General features: G+C 58.0%; 13 protein-coding genes. 12 read left to right on the top strand and 1 reads right to left on the bottom strand.

The window, feature by feature from the left end; translation table 11 throughout:
* The first annotated feature begins 4 nt into the window (after nt 1-4).
* The 8 genes from glgX to DIT71_RS09745 all read left to right on the top strand — a co-directional run bounded on the left by glgX (nt 5) and on the right by DIT71_RS09745 (nt 15838).
* Nucleotides 5-2167: a glycogen debranching protein GlgX gene (gene glgX / locus DIT71_RS09710; protein WP_114613025.1), complete on the top strand. Its 2163-nt coding sequence runs from the start codon at nt 5-7 to the stop codon at nt 2165-2167.
* A gap of 5 nt (nt 2168-2172) precedes the next feature.
* Nucleotides 2173-4014 carry a malto-oligosyltrehalose trehalohydrolase gene (treZ, locus tag DIT71_RS09715; RefSeq protein ID WP_114613026.1) on the top strand — a complete coding sequence of 614 codons (1842 nt, stop codon included), beginning with the start codon at nt 2173-2175 and terminating at the stop codon, nt 4012-4014.
* Nucleotides 4007-6190, top strand: a complete 2184-nt coding sequence (gene malQ / locus DIT71_RS09720) for a 4-alpha-glucanotransferase (RefSeq protein WP_114613027.1) — start codon at nt 4007-4009, stop codon at nt 6188-6190. The genes treZ and malQ overlap by 8 nt, the downstream gene beginning before the upstream one ends.
* Nucleotides 6183-9098, top strand: coding sequence for a malto-oligosyltrehalose synthase (gene treY, locus DIT71_RS09725; protein WP_158538970.1), 2916 nt, complete (start codon nt 6183-6185; stop codon nt 9096-9098). Before malQ ends, treY begins: the two co-directional genes overlap by 8 nt.
* Before the next feature lie 114 nt (nt 9099-9212).
* Nucleotides 9213-11621 (top strand): glycoside hydrolase family 65 protein, encoded by a 2409-nt coding sequence (locus DIT71_RS09730; protein ID WP_114613029.1) that lies wholly within the window; start codon nt 9213-9215, stop codon nt 11619-11621.
* Nucleotides 11622-11676: 55 nt separating this feature from the next.
* Nucleotides 11677-13008 carry an ATP-grasp domain-containing protein gene (locus DIT71_RS09735; RefSeq protein WP_114613030.1) on the top strand — a complete coding sequence of 444 codons (1332 nt, stop codon included), beginning with the start codon at nt 11677-11679 and terminating at the stop codon, nt 13006-13008.
* Nucleotides 12992-15031, top strand: coding sequence for a CocE/NonD family hydrolase (locus DIT71_RS09740; protein WP_114613031.1), 2040 nt, complete (start codon nt 12992-12994; stop codon nt 15029-15031). Before DIT71_RS09735 ends, DIT71_RS09740 begins: the two co-directional genes overlap by 17 nt.
* A 54-nt stretch (nt 15032-15085) precedes the next feature.
* Complete coding sequence (locus DIT71_RS09745) at nt 15086-15838, top strand: helix-turn-helix domain-containing protein (RefSeq protein WP_114613032.1); 753 nt, start codon at nt 15086-15088, stop codon at nt 15836-15838.
* 45 nt (nt 15839-15883) lie between these two features.
* Here DIT71_RS09745 and DIT71_RS09750 read toward each other — a convergent pair whose 3' ends face one another.
* Complete coding sequence (locus DIT71_RS09750) at nt 15884-16933, bottom strand: class I fructose-bisphosphate aldolase (RefSeq protein WP_114613033.1); 1050 nt, start codon at nt 16931-16933, stop codon at nt 15884-15886.
* 277 nt (nt 16934-17210) lie between these two features.
* Here DIT71_RS09750 and DIT71_RS09755 point away from each other — a divergent pair, with 277 nt between their 5' ends.
* From DIT71_RS09755 to DIT71_RS09765, 4 genes are all read left to right on the top strand, one after another.
* Entirely contained in the window at nt 17211-18407 is a 1197-nt protein-coding gene (locus DIT71_RS09755) for a 2,3-bisphosphoglycerate-independent phosphoglycerate mutase (protein WP_114613034.1), read from the top strand.
* A gap of 44 nt (nt 18408-18451) precedes the next feature.
* On the top strand, nt 18452-21154 hold the full coding sequence (locus DIT71_RS09760; protein WP_114613035.1) for a cation-translocating P-type ATPase: 2703 nt from the start codon (nt 18452-18454) through the stop codon (nt 21152-21154).
* Between the two features lie 240 nt (nt 21155-21394).
* Nucleotides 21395-22411 (top strand): hypothetical protein, encoded by a 1017-nt coding sequence (locus DIT71_RS17935; protein WP_158538971.1) that lies wholly within the window; start codon nt 21395-21397, stop codon nt 22409-22411.
* Nucleotides 22365-23429 carry a 1-phosphofructokinase family hexose kinase gene (locus tag DIT71_RS09765; protein ID WP_158538972.1) on the top strand — a complete coding sequence of 355 codons (1065 nt, stop codon included), beginning with the start codon at nt 22365-22367 and terminating at the stop codon, nt 23427-23429. The genes DIT71_RS17935 and DIT71_RS09765 overlap by 47 nt, the downstream gene beginning before the upstream one ends.
* Nucleotides 23430-23434 lie beyond the last annotated feature (5 nt).

The following is a 23434-nucleotide window of genomic DNA, read 5'->3' on the forward strand; positions in this document are numbered from 1 at the left end:
GCCGATGACTGATGTCCGTGTCTGGCCCGGTTCACCCTATCCCCTTGGCGCCACCTGGGATGGCAAAGGGGTCAATTTCGCACTGTTCTCCGCCCACGCGGAAAAAGTAGAGCTGTGCCTTTTCAATACCAAAGGGACCCGCGAGCTTCACCGCATACCTTTGCCTGAATATACCGACCAGGTCTGGCACGGCTACTTTCCCGATGTGCGCGCCGGCCAGCTCTATGGCTACCGGGTTTACGGGCCCTATGAACCTCAGCAAGGCCATCGATTCAATCATCACAAACTTCTGATCGATCCCTATGCCAAATCGCTGCGTGGAGACTTCAAGTGGACCGACGCCCATTTCGGCTATGTGGTGGGTCATGAAGATGAAGATCTCTCCTTCGACACCCGGGACAACGCCGCTGCCATGCCCAAATGCGAGGTGGTTGACACGGCATTCACCTGGGGCCAGGACACGCCGCCGCGCAGGCAATGGCATGAGACCATTATCTATGAGATGCATGTCCGCGGTTTCACCGCCAATCATAAAGGTGTGGCGGCCCAATATCGGGGCACGTTCGCCGGACTTTCCAACCCCGATGTAATCAGCTACCTCAAGAACCTGGGCGTGACGGCGGTGGAACTGCTACCGATCCATGCCTTTATCGACGAACGGGCACTCGCAGACCGGGGCCTGAGTAACTACTGGGGCTACAACTCTCTGGCGTTTTTTGCGCCCCACCCCGGCTACCTGGCAACTGGGGCTCTGGAAGAATTCAAGACCTGCGTTCACCTTCTCCATGATGCCGGTATCGAGGTCATACTCGATGTGGTGTACAACCACACCGCCGAGGGCAATCACATGGGACCGACGCTGAGCCTGAAGGGAATCGACAATGCCACCTATTACAAGCTGGATGAGGAGGACCCTCGCTACTACGCGGACTTCACCGGCTGCGGTAATGTCCTCAATCTCCATCGCCACGGCGTCCAGCAACTGGTGCTGGACTCCCTGCGCTACTGGGTTGAGGAGATGCACATCGACGGTTTTCGCTTTGACCTGGCCACCGCCTTGGCCAGGGAGAGCGTCGACTTCGATCTCCACGCCGGCTTTCTCGATGCCATCGGACAGGATCCGGTACTTTCCCGGGTCAAGCGCATCGCCGAGCCCTGGGACCTCGGAGACGACGGTTACCAGCTCGGCAACTTTCCGCCCGGGTGGGGAGAATGGAACGATCAATACCGGGACGTGGTACGGCGCTTCTGGCACGGAGAATCCGATCTGGTGCCAGAACTGGCAACCCGCCTGACGGGTTCAAGTGACATATTCAACCATCGCGGTCGTCATGCCTGGGCCAGCATCAATTTTGTCACCGCCCACGACGGCTTCACCCTCAGGGACCTGGTCTCCTATAGCGAGAAACACAACGAGGCCAATCTGGAAGACAACCAGGATGGTACCGACGCCAACTACAGTGACAATCATGGCGTCGAAGGGGAAACCGACGACCCTGAAATTCGCGAAATACGGTTGCGACAGCAAAAGAACTTCCTGGCCACGCTGTTGCTGTCAGAGGGTACGCCCATGCTCACGGCTGGCGACGAGTTCGGCCGCAGCCAGGGCGGCAACAATAACGCCTACTGTCAGGACAACGAAATCAGCTGGTTGAACCGGGAGGAAGTTGACGAGGAAGGCCGTAATCTGAGCGAATTTGCTCACAGGCTGATCCGTCTTCGCAGAGATCACATCGTTTTCCACCGTTACCGTTTTTTCCAGGGAGATACTGTAGCCGGCACCACCATGAAAGACATCACCTGGCTAAAACCCGATGGGGAGGAAAAAACCAAGGAAGACTGGGAGGAAGCCCAGACCTGCTGCCTGAGCTACCTGCTCAACGGCGAAGCCGGCGAATACCATCTGACTGCAAAGGGGGAGCCGGAGCCGGATGACACCTTTCTGGTCATCCTCAATTCACTGGATGAAGAGATAGAGCACTGTCTCCCACCTATCAGCACCGGAAAAGACTGGCAGTTGGTGTTCGACACCTGTGAGCGGGACAGTTTCTCGGCATCACGCCGGTGCGATGACAACAGCACCTACAAGGTGTCGCCAAAATCTTTTGTGCTCATGGTCCGCTGCAGCGACAGCGGTCATAGTAATCCATCACAAGCGGACGGGTGAACACCATGGAGCGGTATCACGAGATGCCTTTTGGCTGCAATTTCAAGGGCGAGAAAACCGATTTCCGCCTCTGGGCGCCTGCCCTGGACAGCGTGGAACTCGAATTCCGGGCACCCACGGCCAGGAACTGGTGCAGTGTCGAAATGGATTCGCGCAACGGCTGGCACCAGCACGTCCGTAACGATTGTCCGGCGGGCACCTTGTACCGATTCCGTCTTTCACCGACGATGGCCGTTCCGGACCCCGCCAGCCGCTATCAGCCGGAGGGAGTACACGGTCCCAGCGAAGTCATCGACCCCCGCAGTTTCCCCTGGCAGGACGGGAACTGGCAGGGACGTCGGTGGGAGGAAGCCGTCATATACGAGTTGCATCCCGGCTGCTTCAGCCCGGACGGCAATTACCGGGGAATCCGGGAGCGCCTGGACCACCTCTTGCAATTGGGCGTGACTGCTGTGGAACTGATGCCCCTGTCCCAGGCTCCGGGTGCGAGGAATTGGGGTTACGATGGCACCTATCCCTTTGCACCCTGCAATGCCTATGGCCGGCCGGACGAGTTGAAATTGCTGGTACAGGAGGCCCACCTCAGAGGCCTGATGGTCTACCTGGACGTGGTCTATAACCATTTCGGTCCGGAGGGCAACTACCTGCACGCTTATGCGCCGGATTTCTTTACGGATCGCTACCACACCCCCTGGGGGTCTGCCATCAACTTTGACGGCCCCGGGAGTGAAACGGTGCGCCGCTTTTTTGTGGAAAATGCCCTCTACTGGCTCCATGAGTATCACCTGGACGGACTCCGTTTGGATGCAGTGCATGCCATTTTTGACCGTTCCTGTCCCGACGTACTCGAGGAACTGGCAAACACCATCCGGCGCCGGACGGAACCGGACCGCCAAGTACATCTGATACTGGAAAATGATCACAACGCCGCTCACTACCTGGGGGGAACCAGCGGGGCCCACCAGTACAATGCCCAGTGGAACGACGATTTTCACCATGCCGCCCATGCGCTGCTGACAGGCGAAAAAAACGGTTACTACGGCGATTACACCGACAATCCCCTGCGCCACCTGGAACGCTGCCTATGTGAAGGCTTCGCCTACCAGGGCGAATTTTCCCGTTACCGCAATGCCCGCCGCGGAGAGCGCAGCGGCCAACTGCCCCCGGGCGCCTTTGTCGCCTTTTTGCAGAATCACGACCAGACCGGAAACCGGGCACTGGGGGAGCGCCTTACAGTCCTGGCGCCCTTAAGGCCCCTGCGGGCGCTGGTCTCTATCCTACTGCTGGCACCTTCTCCACCCCTGTTATTCATGGGGGAGGAATGGGGCACCGAGCGGCCTTTTCTGTATTTCTGCGATTTTGAAGAAGAGCTTGCCGAGGCGGTACGAGAAGGACGAGCGAGAGAATTCCAGCAATTTCCCGAATTTTCCGACCCGGAATCCGGCACTACCCTTCCCGATCCCAACGAGCCGGGCACTTTCGCCGCCAGCTGCCTGGACTGGCGTGAACTGGAGGATTCCCTTCACAGGGAGTGGCTGGCATTCTACCGGGAGCTGTTACGAATTCGCCATCGGGACATCATTCCAGCGCTGTCTTCCCTGAACGGCGGAGTGGCGCGCTGCCTCAGCGGGGGGCCCATGCTCCGTGTAATGTGGACAGGCACCGACGGAACCGCGCTTCACCTGTTTGCCAACTGCTCCGACAAACGCGCCGTCACTGGCGCACTGCCAGAGGGCCATGTTCTCTTCGGGCCGATACCGGCCCGGGAGCATCAGGACGGAGCCCCAACTCTGGCTCCCTGGCAAGTGCTCTGGATAATACAGACCGGCGAGGCCGTCCATGCCTAGCCTGCATTCCGTCACCATCAACCGCCTTGCCAGGGAAGCAGGAGTCCATTCCGGCTTCCGCGATGTCCGCGGAAAATGGCGGGATGTGACCACCGCTACCAAGCGGGCTCTCCTCCAGAGCATGGGCTTTCCCGCCTCCTCTGCCGAAGAGGCGGCGGCAAGCCTCACAGCGCTGCAGGAGAGGCGCTGGCTCGGCACGCTACCGTCGGTCACGGTGATGACGGAGAATGAACCATCACCCTGTTGCGACCTCTTTCTCGCCACTGCAGACCTGGGCCGAAGGCTGGGCTGGCGTATCGAACTGGAGGAGGGAGGCTTCCGGGAGGGAGAGATCGCACCGGCCGGGCTGACCGTTGAAGAGAGAAAGCAGGTGGCAGGCGTGGAAAAGGTGCGCCTGCGCCTGCCGCTTCCGCGGGGACTTCCCCTTGGCTACCATACTCTGGCGCTGAACGGCACCCTGAGCGACTATCTCGATGACTCCGTGGACGGCCGCAGCGCCATGAGTCTGATCATGGCACCAGCGCACGCCCATATTCCTGAAAAGTTGAAGCGGGGTCGGAAGCTTTGGGGGCTGGCTGTCCAGCTCTACGGGCTGAGGTCACAGCAAAACTGGGGCATCGGTGATTTCGCGGATTTGCAGCAACTGGTTTCGGGGGCTGCCGCCCTTGGCGCGGATACCATCGCGCTCAATCCACTTCACGCCCTCTTTCCCGGCAGCCCGTCTCATATCAGTCCCTACGGGCCCTCCTCGCGGGAATTTCTCAATACCGGCTACATCGCTCTGCCCCATCCGCAGGTCCGCGATGAAGAGGGGCTGACCGCCCTGCGGTCATCGTCCCTGGTGAACTTTGAAGCCGTGCTGCCCCTCAAGCTCAGGGCACTGGAACGACGGTTCGACAGCGATGATCCGGACGCAGCTGATTTCAGGCGGTTCGTGACCGAAGGGGGAAGCGAGCTTCGGGACCTGGGAGTCTTTCAGGCGCTCAGTGAACACTTTGGACATGACACGCCCTGGCGGGACTGGCCGGCGCCCTACCGTAACCCGGCTTCACCACGGGTGGCGGAATTCGCCTGTGATCACCGCAGCCGGATCGATTTCTTCTGTTACCTGCAATGGCTTGCTAACCGCCAACTGGAAAAGGCAGCTACCGCTTGTGAGGCAAGCGGTATGGTTCTGGGGCTTTGTCTGGACCTGGCCGTAGGCTCGGACCGTTGGGGCGCAGAAACCTGGCGCCAGCAGGCATTGTTCGCCACGGGTGCCAGCATCGGCGCACCTCCCGACGCCTTCAATCTTCTCGGGCAGGACTGGGGTATTCCTCCGATGACTCCATTGCAGTTGAGGGAAAAGGCCTACCGGCCCTTTATACGCATGCTGAGGGCCAACATGCGCCATGCCGGCGCGCTGAGGGTGGATCATGTACTCGGGTGGCAGCGGCTGTACTGGATACCCGAAGGCGCCTCGCCCGACAGTGGCAGCTATGTCTCCTACCCTTTCGACGATATGCTCGCCATCGCTGCCCTGGAAAGTCACCGCAACCGGTGTGCCATCATCGGCGAGGACCTTGGAACCGTGCCCCGCGGGTTCCGGGCCCGACTTCGCAAGGCAGGTATTTTTTCCACACGGCTCCTGCATTTTGAGCGCACGCGGGAAGGCCGTCATGTGGCCCCAAAAAACTACCCGCGGCTTGCCCTGGCCTCGTTAGCCAGCCACGATCTGCCTACCCTTCGTGGTTTCATCACGGGCCAGGATCTGCGTCTGCGCAGCCGCTACCGGCTGTTTCCCTCTGCCGAAGAGCGCTACCAGGCGATCAGAGACCGGGTACGGGACAGACGGCAACTGGTAAAGGCTCTTCAGAGAGAAGACCTGCTGCCCTCAGGACATCTGCCGGGGAGCTGGCTAAGGCGCCAAGTCCGTGAACTGGCTATTGCCGCCTATCGGTACCTGGGCCGATCGAGCGCAGGAGTGGAGCTGGTCTACCCTGAGGATCCGCTGGAAGTTCTCGACCAGATCAATCTGCCGGGCACCACGGATGAGCATCCCAATTGGCGTCGCAAGTTGCCCCTGGAGGTCGCGGACCTACTGGCTGATCCGGCCATAAAGGAAATGGCGGCTCATCTCAACCGGGAACGGGGAGTGTCAGGGACATCAACACCTCATGGAGAGAGCAATGACTGAACGCGCGACTCTTTCTGACAATCCCGGCTCAGGCACTCCCAGGGCCACCTACCGCCTTCAGCTCGATTCGCGGCTTGGATTCACGGAGGTGCGGCGCCTGCTGAGCTATTTTGACCGCCTGGGCATCAGCCATCTCTATACCTCGCCCTTTCTGGAAGCTCGATCCGGCAGCCCCCACGGCTATGATGTCACCGACCATAATGCTTTCAACCCCGAACTGGGAAGCGAGGCGGACTTCGACGAGCTCGCCGCTGGCCTGGCCAGTCGCGACATGGGCCTTATTCTCGACTTTGTCGCCAACCACATGGGGGTCGGCAAAGCAGACAACAATCGTTGGCAGGACGTCCTCGAGTGGGGAGAGGCCTCTCCTTTTGCCGGCTTTTTCGATATCGACTGGCACTCACCCAACGCTCTACTGCGGGGCAAGGTACTACTGCCCTTTCTCGGTCAATCCTACGGCAAGGTTCTGGAGGGAGGCGAGCTGCAACTGGGCTTTGATGCATCGCAGGGAAGCTTTGCGGTGAGCTATTTCGACCACCTGTTTCCCGTCGCGCCGCGCCACTACGCACGGATTCTTTCTGGCGTGTCATCCAATATCCTGAGTGGTTCCGCCCGATCCGAGCTGGCGGAGCTCAGCGCCGCCTTCCGGACCTTACGAACCGCAGGGCTTTCCGGCCGTCGTCAGCGCGAAGTCCGGCAACGGGCCGAGGCCCTCAAGGAACAACTGGCATCCCTGGCGCAAGGTATGCCTGAGGTGAAGGAGCAGATTGAGAGAGCTGTCGCCCTTCATAACGGTGGGCCGGGACAGCATGCCAATTGTCTGCGCCTGCACCGGCTCCTGCAGAAGCAGGCCTACCGGCTTTCCTGGTGGAGGGTGGCGTCGGATAACATCAACTACCGGCGGTTCTTCGACATCAACGACCTGGTCACCATTCGCACCGAGCGCGCGGAGGTTTTCGATAACATTCACCGCCTGGTACTGCGACTGATTGCCGAGGGTAAACTCCATGGACTGCGCATCGACCATATTGACGGGCTCTCAGATCCCCGCCACTACTGTGAGAAGCTCCGGAATGCCGCTGCAAGCCGTGAGTCCGGGGGGGACTCCCTTTATCTTGTAGTCGAGAAAATTCTCGCCCACGGGGAGGTATTGCGCACTGACTGGCCAGTGGCCGGAACAACGGGATACGAAGTTCTCAACCGCATCAATAGCCTGTTTGTCGAACCGGCATCTGAAAACGTACTGCAAACTTTCTACCACCAATTGACGGGCATGGGGGAAAGTTTCGACGAAACACTGGCAAGCGCCAAGCGTCAGGTAATCGACCACCTGCTGGCCAGTGATATCCAGGTGCTCTCCAATCTGTTTTCCCGGCTGGCGGAATCCAACTGGCACACCCGGGATTTCACCCTGGCCTCGCTGCGCCGTGCCCTGGCAGAAATCATCGTCTCGCTTCCGGTCTATCGGACCTATGTTGACCCCAGAGGTTGCGGCGCCAGCGACCGCCACGAGATACACCAGGCGATTTCCAGCACGAAAAAAAGAAACCCGCTGATCAACAACGAGCTTCTGGACTTCATACGCGGTGTACTGACTACCGATCTCGCACGTTCCCGCAGCGGCTTTAACCGCAACCAGGTTATCCGTATCGCGATGAAGTTCCAGCAGTACAGCGGTCCGATCATGGCCAAAAGCCTCGAGGACACAGCCTTCTACCGACACATGGTGCTGGCCTCACTCAACGAAGTGGGAGGCGATCCCCGCCACTTTGGCACTTCCATGGAGGATTTCCACCGATTCATTGATGAAAGGGGTAAACAGTGGCCCCACGCCATGATCACCACAGCGACCCACGACAGCAAAAGAGGCGAAGATGTGCGGGCAAGACTTAATGCCCTGACGGAGATACCGGAACTGTGGCGCCGCAAGGTGGAGGAATGGATCAGCCTCAACGGTTGCCACCGGGTATCCGTGGATGCGGTCGACGCTCCCGTTCGCAATGACGAATACCTGCTCTACCAGACGCTGGCAGGGAGTATTCCCATGGAGTGGGTGGGCTCGGCAAGCTACGACTCCTCGTTTCCCGATACCGCTGCCCTCGATGACTACCGCCAGCGCATCGAGGGTTACATGATCAAGGCGGTGCGCGAAGCCAAACTGAATTCCAGCTGGGCCCACCCCAATCAGACTTACGAGGAGGCATTATCCTCTTTTGTCAGCGGCATTCTTGAGCCCGGCGGTGTGTTTTTGAAGAGTCTGCTGGAATTCATGCAAGTGCTGGGCCCTCTCGGGGCCTTGAACGGCCTGGCCCAAACCGCACTGAAGTTCACTCTGCCCGGCGTTCCGGACCTCTACCAGGGAACTGAGCTCTGGGATCTGAACCTGGTGGATCCCGACAACCGCAGACCGGTTGATTACGGCGTGCGGGAGCAGATGCTGCGTCAGTTAAGTGAAAGTGCCGACGGCAACCGAGACGGCCTGGTCGCGGAACTGGCGAATGGGTGGCCCGACGGAAGAATCAAGCTCTATGTAACCTGGCAGTTGCTGGAACTTCGCCGCCGCCACCCCGGGCTGTTTCTCCATGGAAGCTATGAGCCGGTTCACATCCATGGTGACAACAGCCACGGCCTGTGCGCCTTTGCACGACACTACCACGACCAATGTCTGCTGACGGTCGTCCCATGCCTGTGCAAGACAGGGGCTGCGAAAGCAGGTCGGCTGACTGCCGCAGGACTCTATGAGGGCGCCGGGGTCTCCCTGAAGGCGGTCAATGACCACCAGCAGTGGCACAACCTGTTCACCGGGGACCAGATCACGGCTGAAGCCAACGGCGAACTGGCCGTGTCCGATCTCCTGGCGAAGTTCCCGGTGGCCGTGCTCCACAGCGGCATTCCGTTTTATGAATAGCGGGCGCCTGTCAACAAATGCATACGGCATGGATGTTGTGATGACAGCTTCACATTACGGTTATTCAGGCTACCTTTTATTCATACACACACAGGAAGATCGGGAGGTCCGCCCATGACGGAATGGTCCCTCGAATACAAGGATTTCGAGGCAGGGAAAGAGCCTCTCCGCGAAGCCCTGTGCACCCTGGGCAACGGTTACTTCGCCACCCGCGGTGCGGCGCCGGAGGCCAAGGCCGATGATGTCCATTACCCCGGAAGTTATATTGCCGGCTGTTTCAACCGGCTGAGAACCCATATGGCGGGAGAGACCATCGAAAATGAGTGCATGGTCAATATTCCCAACTGGCTGCCTTTTACCTTTCGAATCGAAAACGGACACTGGTTCGATCTCGACAGAGTCGAAATACTGGAGTTCCATCAGCAACTGAATATCCACGAGGGAATATTGCGGCGAAGTGTCCGCTTCGATGACGGCCAGGGTCGGCGAACAACACTGCATCAGGAACGGCTCGTTTCCATGGACCAGCCTCACCTTGCGGCCATGAAAACGGTTCTACGGGCGGAAAACTGGACCGGGACAGTGGACGTCTGCAGCGCTCTCGATGGCCGGGTCAACAACAGCGGCGTGGCCCGGTACCGGGCGCTGAACAATCGCCACCTCTGCCCCATCGTAGCGCAAACTGCGCCCGGGAATACCTTGTTGCTGGAGATGGAGACCAGTCAATCACATATCAGAATTGCCCAGGCAGCAGTGACTCGTTTCTCCCGGGAGGCTGAGTCTGTCGCCTGCCAGGGAGAAACTGCATGGGAAGACGATTACATAGCCCATCACTTCAGCAACCTCGCTATCGAGCCCGGCAAGCCCCTGGAAATGGTCAAGACTGTGGCTGTCTATACGTCCCGGGACCGGGCCATCAGCGATGCGATGAGCGAAGCGCGGCAGGCGATAGAGGAAGCGCCGGGATTCGATATTCTCGCCCAGCGGCACAGTCTCCGCTGGAAACAGTTATGGGGCCAGTTCTCGCTGGACTTGGCAACACACGCGGATGGTGAGGACAGTGATACCAAGAAGACTCTGCGTCTGCACATCATGCATCTTCTGCAGACCACTTCCCCCCATATTCTCGACCTCGACGTCAGTATCCCGGCCCGGGGTCTTCACGGCGAAGCCTATCGCGGTCATATTTTCTGGGACGAGCTCTTCGTTTTTCCTTTCTTCAACCTGCGCATACCGGAAATCACCCGCTCGCTGCTCCAGTACCGTTACCGTCGGCTTGACGCCGCCCGACGCGCGGCACGGGCCGAGGGCTACGAGGGCGCCATGTTTCCCTGGCAGAGCGGCAGCAACGGCCGGGAAGAGAGTCAGACACTGCATCTCAATCCCCAGTCCGGCAACTGGATCCCTGACAACTCCAGCCTTCAGCGCCATATCAGCTCCGCCGTGGCTTTCAACGTATGGCACTACTTCGAAGTAACCGGCGACTGCGACTTTCTATCGTCCTACGGTGCTGAAATGCTGCTGGAAATAGCCCGCTTCTGGTCCAGCATCACTACCTACAACGAGGATCGGGGCCGTTACGAAATTCTCGGGATCATGGGACCTGACGAATACCACGACGGCTACCCCGACTCCAGCAAACCCGGAATCGACAATAACGCCTATACCAACATTATGGCGGTATGGGTGCTATTGCGAGCTCTCGAGCTGCGCACTGTCATGCCGGGGCCCAGTTTCATGGAAATCTGCGACAGGCTGCAACTGACAAGTGAGGATTTCGACCGCTGGGACGACATCAGCCGCAGGATGCATATTCATTTCCATGAATGCGGAATCATCAGCCAGTTTGAAGGCTACGAGAAGCTTCACGAGTTTGACTGGGAGGGTTACAGGACGAAATACGGCGACATTCACCGCCTGGACAGAATCCTTGAAAGCGAAGACGACACGCCCAATCGGTACAAAGCGTCGAAACAGGCGGATGTACTGATGCTCTTTTATCTTTTCACCACGGAAGAACTCGGCGAACTTTTCGCCCGCCTCGGCTACACCTTTGACCACGACACCGTTGCCCGCAACATCGACTATTACATGGCCCGGACCTCCCATGGCTCCACTCTGAGCCAGGTGGTCCACTCCTGGGTGCTTGCCCGCTTCGATCGCCCCGGTGCCTGGCCGCTTTTCTGTCAGGCTCTGCGCAGCGACGTCGAGGACATCCAGGGGGGCACCACACCGGAAGGCATCCACACCGGAGCCATGGCAGGGACGGTGGATCTGATCCAGCGCTGCTTTACGGGCATAGAGACGCGGGAAAACACCCTGTGGCTCAACCCGGCGCTGCCGCCGGAACTACGTTCTCTGACATTCCGCATTCACTACCGCGGACATATGCTGAACTTCCATCTCACGCCTGTTTCGGTCCGGGTCAGCACCGAACCCTCGGCCCAGCATCCAGTCCGGATAGGCCTGAAGGACGACATCCATGAACTTGAGCCGGGGCAGATCCGGGAATTCCCGCTATGAAGACCTTGCATCAGTTCAAAAGTAGGGGCAGATACTCCCAGAAGGTGTGGAAACCATGACCCAACGTCAAAAGAATATTTTCGTTCTTGGATACGACAAACGCCACGCGCAGGATATCGTGAAGATACCCGATGCCGATGCCTTCTGCTTCCACCCGCTTTTGCGTACCGACGAGCTCGTGCACCGAAAAAACTTCCATATTGATGACAAGCTTGAAAAAGCTCGGGACGTATTGCAAAGATTCGACGGAACGGTGGATGCCATTATTTGCCACTGGGATTTTCCGGCCACACCCATGGCGGCAATCTTATGCGCTGAGTTCGGTTTGCCATCACCCTCCCTGGAGGCAGTGCTAAAGTGTTCGCACAAGTTCTGGAGCCGTCTCGAACAACAGCAAGCGGCGCCCGAAGCTACACCGGGATTCTGCGTCATCAACCCTTTCGATGAAAGCGCAATGGACAACATTACGCTGGACTATCCCTTCTGGATAAAACCCATCAAGGGATACGGCTCCACCCTGGGCTTTCGCATCAACAATAGGCAGGATCTTACTCACGCCCTGGACGTCATAAAACAGAGAATCCGGCGCATCGGCGATCCCTTCAACACGATTCTGGAAAGAGCGAATCTGCCATCCGAACTGGGCAAGGTTGACGGCAACTACCTCATTGCTGAAAACCTCGTCCATGGCAGGGAGATCGCCCCCGAGGGCTATGTGCAGCACGGAGAATTCCACGTGCATGGCGTGGTAGATATGGTTCGGGACAAAAACCACAAAAGCTTCCTTCGCTACGAATACCCCTCTCAATCACCTCACCGGATCCAGGATCGTGCTATTGAGCTGGCAGGAAAAGTAATTCGCCAGATCGGTTTCGACAACGGCTGTTTCAACATGGAATTTTTCTGGGACGAAGCCAGCGACGACTTGTGGATTATCGAGATTAACCCCCGAATTTCCCAGTCTCATTCCTACCAGTTTGAGATGGTGGATGGCATGTCCAATCATGAGGTAGCAGTGCACGTAGCCCTGGGAGATAGCCCGCGCTTTCAGCACCGCACCGGACCCCATAAACATGCCGCAAAATTTCTGCTCAGGCATTACACACAGCAGGATGCAGTCGTGACCCGGGCACCAGATGATGACCAGCTTTCGCGTCTTGCCGAGGCGCAGCCCGACACCAGGGTTCTGCTTAAGGCAAATAAAGGCATGCGACTGTCAGACATTCCGGACCAGGATCCATACAGCTATGTACTGGCAGAGGTGAATGTTGCCGGTTCAACCCAGCATGACATGCTGGAGCGTTATCGGGCGGCAATTACCTGGCTGCCGTTTGAGTTCTCGCCACTACCGGATGAGGAGAAAACACAAAATGGACACAAGCGGTGAAAGGGCTGGGCTGGACGACATCGAGGTCGTCGAAAATGAATGGATCCCCCTGGATGACGGCAGCCGTCTGGCCGCACGCATTTGGCGCCCCAAAGATGCGCACGCACACCCCGTCCCCGCTATCCTTGAGTACATACCTTACCGAAAACGGGACCTGACCCGCGCCAGGGATAGCATTACACATCCCTGGCTGGCAGCAAGTGGATACGCTTGCATTCGTGTCGATTTACGCGGTAGCGGCGAATCCGACGGCGTATTGGCGGACCAGTACCGCGAGCAGGAACTTAACGACGGCGTTCAGGCCATAAACTGGCTAGCCCAGCAGCAGTGGTGTGACGGCAATGTCGGCATGATGGGGATCTCTTGGGGCGGCTTCAACGCGCTTCAGATTGCCGCGCGGCGCCCGCCAGCGCTCAAGGCGATCATCAGTGCGTGCTCCACCGATGACCTCTATGCCGACAACATGCACTATATGGGGGGCTGTCTGTTGACCGACAATCTCTCCGAATCGACCACCATGTTCTCCCACACCAGTTGTCCGCCTGATCCCGAACTGGTTGGCGAGCGTTGGCGGGAAATGTGGCTGGAGCGGTTAAACGGAAGCGGCCTTTGGCTGGAAACCTGGCTGCGCCACCAGTGGCGCGACGACTATTGGCGGGAAGGTTCGGTTTGTGAAGACTACAGCGCCATTCAATGCCCTGTTATGGCAGTTGGAGGCTGGGCCGATGGCTATACAAATGCCATTTTCCGGCTCCTGGAGCATCTCAAAGTGCCACGTCAGGGGCTGATCGGCCCCTGGGGGCACAAGTACCCCCATCAGGGGATTCCCGGTCCGGCCATCGGCTTTCTCCAGGAAGCACTCCGCTGGTGGGACCACTGGTTGAAGAAAAGACAGACCGGAATCATGGAGGAACCCATGCTGCGCGCCTGGATGCAGGACAGCATTCCCCCTACCACTTATTATCATCAGCGACCGGGACGTTGGGTGGGTGAATTACAATGGCCCTCTGTGCGGATCTCCGAGAAGATTTTCCGCTTCGGTCCCGGGACAGAGCTCCGGGAATCCGCCGGGCCGTCGGACAAGGTAGCGACGGGTTCTGAGGTAAGCATCCAGTCCCCCCTGAATGTTGGTCTCTTTGCCGGGAAATGGGCTTCCTATTCCGCCGCTCCCGATCTGCCCCACGATCAGCGCGAGGAGGACGGCGGCGCACTCGTTTATGAAAGTGCGCCCCTGACCGAGCACCTTGAGATCCTGGGAGCACCGTCTGTGACCCTGACTCTTGCCAGCAATCAACCTGTGGCAATGGTTGCAGTCCGCCTCTCCGATGTGGCGCCCGATGGCAAAGCAACAAGGGTCACCTATGGCCTGCTCAACCTCAACCACCGAAAGGGCGATGATCGGCCAGAGTTATTGATTCCGGGGGAATTCTTTGAAACTGACGTTCCGCTGAATCACATCGCCCAGGTCTTTCCTGCTGGTCACCGACTGCGCATCAGTATCTCCACATCTTATTGGGCGCTTGCCTGGCCACCGCCCAGAGCGGTGAACCTGACCCTCCGGACGGAGTGTTCTTCACTAAAATTACCGTCGCGGCCACCACAGGACAGCGATGCAAAAATTGTCTTTGAGGATCCGGCTGGGGCACCGCCGATTGCAATGACTCTGATTGAGCCTGCCCACCACAACTGGCTGGTCCACAGGGATCTGGCGGAAGATCTGTCGACTCTCGAGGTCATCAAGGATAACGGATGCTTCCGCATCGAGGAGATTGACCTTGAGGTCACCAGTCGCACCTGGGACTGGTACACCTTTCGGGACGACGATTTCAGTTCCCCGCAGGGAGAAAATAAGACAGAGCGGTCCTTTCACCGCGGAAACTGGTCAGTCCATACCAGGACGCACACCATACTCAGGGCCGATGCAACTACCTTTTACATCCAGGCAGAACTAGACGCCTGGGAAGGTGATAAACGAGTTTTCTCCCGAAACTGGGACCTGGCTCTTCCGCGCAACTTTGTCTGACAAATTCGAATAGCGGCTGCCGGACAGGCCGCCATAGCCACCAGAGCGTACAAAATGAGTGTTCCAGCTTCACCCTGTTCCAAGTGTTACCTGAGAAAACAGTGCCTATTCTACAGAGCCCCAGGCGTCGCCCAGGGAGGTGCCGATCAAATCCTTGCATCTGCCCTTACGACCAACATTCCGGTTGTTCAGGGAGAGCGGGTTTATGGGTACGGTTCGCCCTTTGAATATTTCTATATGGTTAAATCAGGCTCTGTTAAATGCTCTCTGGGAACCAGTGCCGGGGAGGAGTTGATTGTCGACCTGTGCCTGCCAGGCGATATTTTCGGCCTCGACGGACTCAACGACGCCCGCCACAGTTACTCCGCAGTCGCTCTGGAAACGGGTCTGCTTTGCAAAATCCGATTTGAAACGCTGGAACGCCTAATCACAGAAGAGCCGTGCATACTGAGAAGCCTGCTGCGGCTCATGGGTCAAAAGTTCATTAGCGATTTAAGGTTCGTCACCAGCAGGATGAGCACTGACAAACGGATTGCCCATTTACTGATCAATCTCTCAAAGCATAACGGGCCCAACACGTTGCCAGCTACCAGAGTGCGATTGCCCATGACCCGTGCGGATATGGGCAATTATCTGGGCATGGCACTGGAAACAGTAAGCAGGATTCTGAGCATCTTTCAGAAAAACGGGATCATAGACGTTCACGGAAAACACGTGGAAATACTTGATCCCGATGCCTTAAACAGAATTATGGCCGACAGGGAAGTCGATCTCTCCGCCCCGGCCGCAGATAATTCGGCACAATAGTGCAACAAGAGTGCAACAAGGTTTGCCATCAGGAGTGAAGTTCTCTCAGGCTATGGTCACAGCCTCGGAGAGATAGACGTCCTGAATCGCGTGCAGTAACTGCACGCCTTCAGCCATAGGCTTCTGGAAAGCCTTACGCCCTGAAATCAGCCCCATACCACCAGCCCGCTTGTTGATCACGGCTGTGCGCACGGCCTGATGCAGATCGTCACTACCGGATGAGCCGCCCGAGTTGATCAGCCCAATGCGACCCATGTAGCAATTTGCGACCTGGTAGCGGGCAAGCTCAATCGGGTGATCAGCTGCCAGCTCAGAGTACACACGCTCGTGGGTCTTTCCGAAATCGAGCGCTTTAAACCCCCCGTTCACCGTCGCCTGCTTTTGCTTGACGATATCAGCGCCGATGGTCACGGCCAGATGGTTGGCCTGTCCCGTCAGGTCGGCCGCCGTGTGGTAATCGGCATCATCCTGCTTGAACGCCGGGTTGCGAAGATACGCCCATAGCACGGTGACCATGCCCAACTGATGGGCGCGCTCGAACGCCTGTGACACTTCCTCGATCTGCCGGCGCGATTCCGGCGAACCAAAATAGATCGTCGCACCCACGGCAACGGCCCCGAGTTCGAACGCCTGCTCGACACTAGCGAACAGCGTCTGGTCGTATTCGTTGGGATAGGTCAGCAGTTCGTTGTGATTGAGCTTTACCAGGAATGGAATCCTGTGGGCATAGCGGCGACTGATCGACGCCAACACACCGTAGGTGGAGGCAATGGCATTGCAGCCGCCTTCAATCGCCAATTCCACAAGATTGCCGGGATCAAAGTACAGCGGGTTCGGCGCGAACGATGCCCCAGCAGAATGTTCCACGCCCTGATCCACCGGCAGAATCGATACATAGCCGGTATTTCCCAGCCGGCCGTGGCCCAGAATCGTCTGCAGATTGCGCAGCACGGTATTGGAACGATCACTGTCGGACAGCACCCGGGACACGTAATCGGGCCCTGGCAAATGCAAATGATCGCGACTGATTCCGCCACACTCGTATGTCAGCAGTGACTCGCCTTCGCTACCGAGAATCCGTTCAATGTCATTCATTAATTCACCTCGACTATGGTAAGCGTGCGATATTTTCGGGGCGCACCGTTAATTCTACAAGAATAAACTCTCGTGGTGGCCTGTTCCAGCATCGACCTCATTACTGTCTTTCTTGCTCCTGAAGCTCTCGACATGAATCGTCATTTTACCGGCAAAGCCCGGTTGCTTTCTCTTGAAGAGCGGCTAGCTTTAAACAGACATGGACATAAGGTTATCAGTTCACAGGTCGCTTATGCGCCGCCCTGCCGGCGCCGGATGCCTTGAAGGGGGATTACCAATGGATCTCGTAACCCTCCTCGCCGAGAGTGAGGCAAAAATTCTCTTCGTTATTGCGGACGGCCTAGGAGGGATTGATAGCGAAGGCCGCGGCACAGAACTGGAAGCCGCCCGGACCCCGAATCTGGATCGATTAGCAAGGCAAGGCGCAACAGGGTTGACCTACCCTGTAGCACCGGGCATCACACCCGGCAGTGGGCCCGGGCACCTGGCGCTTTTTGGCTACGACCCGGTGGAACACAACATCGGACGGGGTGTTCTTACCGCTCTCGGCATTGACTTCGACCTGGAGCCTGGTGACGTTGCCGCCCGCGGCAATTTCTGCACTCTGGACACCAACGGCGAGGTGACCGACCGTCGGGCCGGCCGCATCGATTCCCGGGAATGTGCCCGGCTGGTAAAAATGCTCAGTGACATCCGTCTCGACGACACGGAGATTTTTGTCGAACCGGTCAAGGAACACCGTTTTTTACTGGTTTTGCGCAATAAAAAAGGAGCGATAAGCGCCGGGGTGGATGATACGGATCCCCACCGGACCGGCACGCCGCCGCGGGAGCCACGTGCCCGGGACGAAAAGTCGCAAAAAACCGCCGATGCAGTGAGCGAGTTCTTGGCGCAGGCCAGGGAAATACTCACTGAGGAGCAGCAGGCCAACATGGTCCTGCTGCGGGGTTTCGCGCAGTTGCCCGACCTGGCCTCGTTGCAAGACAGCTATGGGCTCAATGGCTGCGCCCTCGCGGGGTACCCCATGTACCGTGGCATCGCCCGGCTGCTCGGCATGAAAGTCGTGGATTGCGGCCCCGATCTCGACAGCGAAATCGACGCACTGCAGAGTGCCTGGCCACACCACGATTTCCTGTTCCTGCATTTCAAGGATACCGACAGCCGCGGCGAGGATGGCGACTTCGACGGCAAGGTGGCCGCCATCGAGGAACTGGACCGGGCAATTCCCCGGATGATGGAACTGCAACCGGAAGTCATTGTGGTAACCGGCGATCATAGCACCCCGAGCGCAATGGGCGGCCACAGCTGGCATCCGGTGCCGGTTCTGATCCATGCGAACACCTGCCGGGTGGACGCGGTTGAAGTCTTCGGCGAAACGGCCTGTGCCGGCGGGGGGCTTGGCCACTTGCCAGCCAAACATCTTATTACTCTGGCACTGGCCCATGCAGGCCGGCTGCGAAAATACGGAGCTTGAGAACCGACACCGGGCTTAATACCGGTCTTTAGAGGGGCAATCCATTGGATTCGACAAGCGACAAGAGAGGGGGCTCCCCCGAAAAACACGCTTGGCATGCCGTCGACATTAAGGACACGCTGGCCGAATTTGATGTCCGCAAAGAAAACGGATTGACGGGCGACGAGGCGCAGGAGCGCTTGAAGCGCTACGGCCCGAACCAGCTGCGAGAGGCCCAAAGCCAGCCCTGGTGGCGGATTCTTCTGGGGCAGTTTCAAAGTATCGTTATCTACCTGCTTGGCGGCGCCGCCATTCTGGCGTTTGCCACCGGCCGCCTGCCGGAGGGGTTTGCTGTCCTGGCGGTCCTGCTCGTCAATACCACAATCGGATTTGTCAGCGAATGGAAAGCAGTGCGATCCATGGCAGCCCTGCGTAGGCTGGGAGAGCATATGACCCGGGTGCGCCGGGAAGGCAATGAGCGGGAGATTGCCGCATCGGAAATCGTGCCTGGTGATATTGTAATGCTGGAGGCCGGCGACCTGGTCCCCGCCGATCTGCGGTTGCTCGAGGCGGAACACCTGAGGGTCAACGAAGCACCTCTTACCGGCGAGTCCGTTGCGGTGAGCAAAATGACCGATACCCTGGCCGCGGATACTGACCTCGCCGATCGCAACAACATGCTCTACAAGGGCACAAGCATCGCCGACGGTACTGCAGTGGGCGTTGCAGCGGCAACTGGGTCGGAAACGGAGCTGGGGCGGGTGTCGGCACTTGCGGAATCGGCCGAGGGAACTGTCACGCCATTGCAGCGTCGGCTGGATCAACTGGGGCGCCGCCTGGCCATACTGACCATCTTTATTGCCATCGCAGTAGCCGCGGTGGGTTTCCTGGTGAGGGAACAACAGGCCGCGCTGGTGATCGAGACGGCGCTGGCCCTCGGTGTGGCTGCCATTCCTGAGGGCCTTCCGATCGTCGCCACGATTGCCCTCGCCCGCGGTATGTACCTGATGGCCGCCCGCAACGCGCTGGTCAACCAGCTCACAGCGGTGGAAACGCTGGGGGCAACCCGAGTGATCTTTTCCGACAAGACCGGCACCCTGACCGAAAACCGGATGCGGCTGCAAAAAATCGTCACCCCCACCGGTGATCTCGCAATGGAGGAAGCGGAGACTGGCGAAGCCCTTGCGGACAAGGCCGGAGTTCGCCGCGTACTGGAGGTTGGCCTGCTCTGCAATGGCGCTTCACTCAAGCAGCAACAGGGAGAGGACAATCCCCGCGGCGACCCTACTGAAATCGCGCTTCTGGCGGGAGGCAAGGACCTCGGACTGGAGCGGAAATCTTTGCTGGAAGAGCGTCCCGAGTCGCGGGTGGAAAAATTCGAACCCAGGCTCAAGAAGATGGCCACCTTTCACCAGGAGAACGGCAGATATTACGTGGCGGTGAAAGGCGCTCCCGAGGCTGTACTGGACGTCTGCAGCGACATCCTGGCAGCCGAAGACAGCACCGAGCCTCTGGATGACGACACCCGCCGCCAATGGATCGAGCGCGCCAATGAACTGGCAGGCGAAGGTTTGCGCCTGCTGGCAATGGCCGAAAAAAAGACGGAAACCGAGGATTCCGATCCCTATGAAAAGCTATGCTTCCTTGGTCTTGTGGGCCTGCTTGATCCACCCCGTGAGAAAGTCAAAGAGGCGATAGATGCCTGTCAGGCAGCGGGTATCCGGGTAGAGATGGTGACCGGAGATCAGGCTGAGACCGCCACGGCGATCGCGCGGGCTGTGGGAATTGTCGGGGGCAAGGACGACCCGGAGACAGTCTGCATGCTGGGGCGCGATATCGGCTCTCCCGAGGATATCGACGAAGACCACCAGGAAAAGATCTACCGCGCCAACATTTTTGCCAGAGTAAGTCCCGAGCAGAAACTCGATTTAGTAACCATTTATCAGAACCGGGGCGAGATCGTGGCCATGACCGGTGACGGTGTCAACGATGCACCCGCTCTGAAAAAGGCAGACATCGGCATTGCCATGGGCAAACGGGGCACCGAGGCGGCCAAGCAAGTTGCGGACATGGTTCTGAAGGATGACGCCTTTGAAACTATCGTGGCTGCGGTGCGGCAGGGAAGAGTCATTTTTGGCAACATCCGTAAGTCCGTCGTGTTCATGCTTACTACTAATGTGGCCGAAGTACTGGCAGTGGCCATCGCCACTGGCGCTGGATGGCCTTTACCGCTGCTCCCCTTGCAGATCCTTTATTTAAATGTGCTCACCGATGTCTTCCCCGCCCTCGCCCTGGGGGTAGGACCGGCCAGTGGAAATGAGATGAAGGAACCTCCCCGCAGCCCCCGGGAATCGGTACTGACCCGGGCCCACTGGACGGAGATCACGGGATTTGCTGCCCTGATGGCGACTTGTGTGCTGGCAGCTCTTTTGCTCGCGGAGCACTGGCTGGGATTAACGGAGCTGGAAGCGGTAACGGTTTCTTTTCTGACTCTGGCGTTCGGCAAGCTCTGGTTTACTTTCGTTCTAAGGAATCCCAGGTCCCCAATTCTGGGTAACGAGATAACCCGCAATCCCTGGGTGTGGGGAGCGCTGGCACTTTGCATTGTGTTGTTGGCCGCCGCAGTATACTTGCCTTTACTCTCTGGCCTGCTGCAAACGCGGATTCTGGGCTGGCAGCCCTGGTTACTGATTCTGACAATGAGCGTTATCCCGCTGCTGGCGGGACAAACTGTGCGGGAGATACAGCGGCGCCGGGTGGCTGAATAAAAGCGACACAGTTGGCGCCAGGTTGACAGCCAGCGAGCGGTTACCTTATTGTCCTTCGGTAGTCTGTTTGCGTATGGCACTGGTATGTTTTTAATAAAAAAATCATTATTTTTAGTGAGTTAGATCATTCATTGCCAGGCCTGCCTGAACTTAATACCAGGCTTGATCTGTTTCAGCAAACCCGGGCTTTAAACGCTCAATTTGTTTCTTGGTCGACCATTTTTTATAAGGAAGTTATCTATGATGTCATCAGTGACCATTCAGTTACAGGTCGGCAATGCGATTCCACCGGGCAACGAAAATGAGACCCCCGAAACTATCGAGTTCTGGCGCCATGTCAGCGAATTCTTTGCTGATTTGCCTTTCGCGGCCCAGGACAGGCTCAATGGATCAGCGGGTCTATACAGGGTCGGCCTGAACGCCGAGAAGCTGATTGCAGCTATGGAAAGTGCCAGGGATCAGTCCGACTCCTTTTCCAGGCATCGTCTGGCTAATATAGAGGAACCATCCAAAGCACTCGCCTGCAGTCTCTCGGTGACCGTCTCTGCGGAAGATCATACCCCTGCCGAGGAAGAGAGCTACCAGGTTGCCACAGTTTTTATTCAGCAGCTGGTGATGGCCATCAACCTGCTCAGACCCGGCGCCATCCAGCTTCTGGATACCCATTTTGAGGGCGAAGGCGCCCATAAGTACGAAGCCCAGAATTACGATTCCAGAATTTTTTATGGAGCCTGGAAGGCTTCTCAGGAAAACCAGTGGCCGCCACTCAAAACTCTCTCCCTTGAAGAGGTTTGGTCCTGGCTGGAAGGCACGGAAAGCAGTCGAACCGACACCGCCATAAAAAGCATCAACAAGGTGCTGTTTACCCTGTTGAAAGTGGCCGAACAGCGCCATGAGTACAGTGCCAGAACCGCGCTGCTGGTAATGTATCAACTGGAAATGCTGCTTGAATGCCGGCAGATCGACTCGCTGACACATCTGCGCCACCGCACCACTATGATTCTGGGAGCGATTTCCGACGCTGCAGATTCGCTTTCAGAGCTGCACGAGGCCCGCAACGGTCTGGTCATGGCCAGTGTACCGGTACATCGCCCACCCCTGATCTGCCACACTACAGAGAATGCCCTTCGGCAGCAGTTCGGGCAACATCACTCTGCTGTCGAATCGGGCACAGCGCTTGTTCTGGCTCTTGTCCAGGACCTTATTGCCAATGGGGCTCAACGCTACAGGTTCACAGAAACCATGGTCCGCGACTGAGGCGGACTGGATAGCCGGATGGGCAATTCAGGCTTTCGTGTTCCAGACGCCGGAGAAATCGGATATGGGTAAGGTGGCGACAGTAACGATGAATCCATCCGTCGACGTTTTCGCTGAGACCGAGGATTTGGTGGAAAATGGCAAGACCCGCTGCAAAAACACCACCCAAGAACCCGGCGGAGGTGGCATCAATGTCGCCCGCAATCTTAACCGCTTCGGAGTGGATGTAGTGGCGATTCTGACAGCAGGAGGGCTCCAGGGTAAGTTGCTGAAACAACTCCTGGCGGGCGCGGCATTTACCTTTTATTGCGTCGACATCAAGGGGGAAACCCGTCAAAGCCTGGCAGTAACAGAGCGGGCCAGCGGCAAGCTCTTTCATCTGGTTTTTCCCGGCCCCGAACTGGAGGAATCCGAGTGGCGGCAGTGCCTCGACGCATTCCAGGCGTTAAAACCCGCGGCTGACTACCTGGTGCTCAGCGGCAGCCTGCCGGGTGGCGTGCCGACTGATTTTTACGGCGATCTGGCACGACTAGCAGCCGATGAGGGAACCAGAGTAATACTGGATACCTCCGGCAAGGCCCTGTCTCCTTCCAGGGGGAAGGGCATATACCTCACCAAGCTGAACTTCGGTGAATTCTGCGACCTTGGCTATTCCGGCTCCGACGACCACGCCGGCATGTTGGCAGCCATGGGACAAATGGTCGACGAGGGCCTTACTGACAACCTGATTGTCACTCTCGATGCCGAAGGTGCCCTGCTCGTTTCCAACACCGGCGAGAAGCTTTACGCCCGTCCCCCCCGGACCCGGGTCATCAGTCATGTTGGCGCCGGAGACAGCTTCGTTTCCGTTCTGGTCTATCAACTTGACCGTGGCAAAACGGTGGCAGAGGCATTCCGCTACGGCGTGGCTGCCGCAGCCGCAAAAGTCAGCACGCCGGGCAATCAGCTCATGGACCTCGACAAGGTTGAGTCCATCGTGGAAACGGTGATGATTCGCGAGCATGGCGAGCGCCGATAGATACG

Origin of the sequence: Marinobacter vulgaris, assembly GCF_003344045.1 — a bacterium.
Classification (GTDB): domain Bacteria; phylum Pseudomonadota; class Gammaproteobacteria; order Pseudomonadales; family Oleiphilaceae; genus Marinobacter; species Marinobacter vulgaris.

Excerpts from the sequence above, each read along its gene's own strand:
- DIT71_RS09745 (WP_114613032.1), top strand. The coding sequence starts at position 15,086 with ATGAGTGTTCCAGCTTCACCCTGTTCCAAGTGTTACCTGAGAAAACAG.
- DIT71_RS09750 (WP_114613033.1), bottom strand. The coding sequence starts at position 16,933 with ATGAATGACATTGAACGGATTCTCGGTAGCGAAGGCGAGTCACTGCTG.
- malQ (WP_114613027.1), top strand. The coding sequence starts at position 4,007 with ATGCCTAGCCTGCATTCCGTCACCATCAACCGCCTTGCCAGGGAAGCA.
- DIT71_RS09755 (WP_114613034.1), top strand. The coding sequence starts at position 17,211 with ATGGATCTCGTAACCCTCCTCGCCGAGAGTGAGGCAAAAATTCTCTTC.
- treY (WP_158538970.1), top strand. The coding sequence starts at position 6,183 with ATGACTGAACGCGCGACTCTTTCTGACAATCCCGGCTCAGGCACTCCC.
- DIT71_RS09735 (WP_114613030.1), top strand. The coding sequence starts at position 11,677 with ATGACCCAACGTCAAAAGAATATTTTCGTTCTTGGATACGACAAACGC.
- treZ (WP_114613026.1), top strand. The coding sequence starts at position 2,173 with ATGGAGCGGTATCACGAGATGCCTTTTGGCTGCAATTTCAAGGGCGAG.
- DIT71_RS09730 (WP_114613029.1), top strand. The coding sequence starts at position 9,213 with ATGACGGAATGGTCCCTCGAATACAAGGATTTCGAGGCAGGGAAAGAG.
- DIT71_RS09765 (WP_158538972.1), top strand. The coding sequence starts at position 22,365 with ATGGGGCTCAACGCTACAGGTTCACAGAAACCATGGTCCGCGACTGAG.
- DIT71_RS17935 (WP_158538971.1), top strand. The coding sequence starts at position 21,395 with ATGATGTCATCAGTGACCATTCAGTTACAGGTCGGCAATGCGATTCCA.
- glgX (WP_114613025.1), top strand. The coding sequence starts at position 5 with ATGACTGATGTCCGTGTCTGGCCCGGTTCACCCTATCCCCTTGGCGCC.
- DIT71_RS09740 (WP_114613031.1), top strand. The coding sequence starts at position 12,992 with ATGGACACAAGCGGTGAAAGGGCTGGGCTGGACGACATCGAGGTCGTC.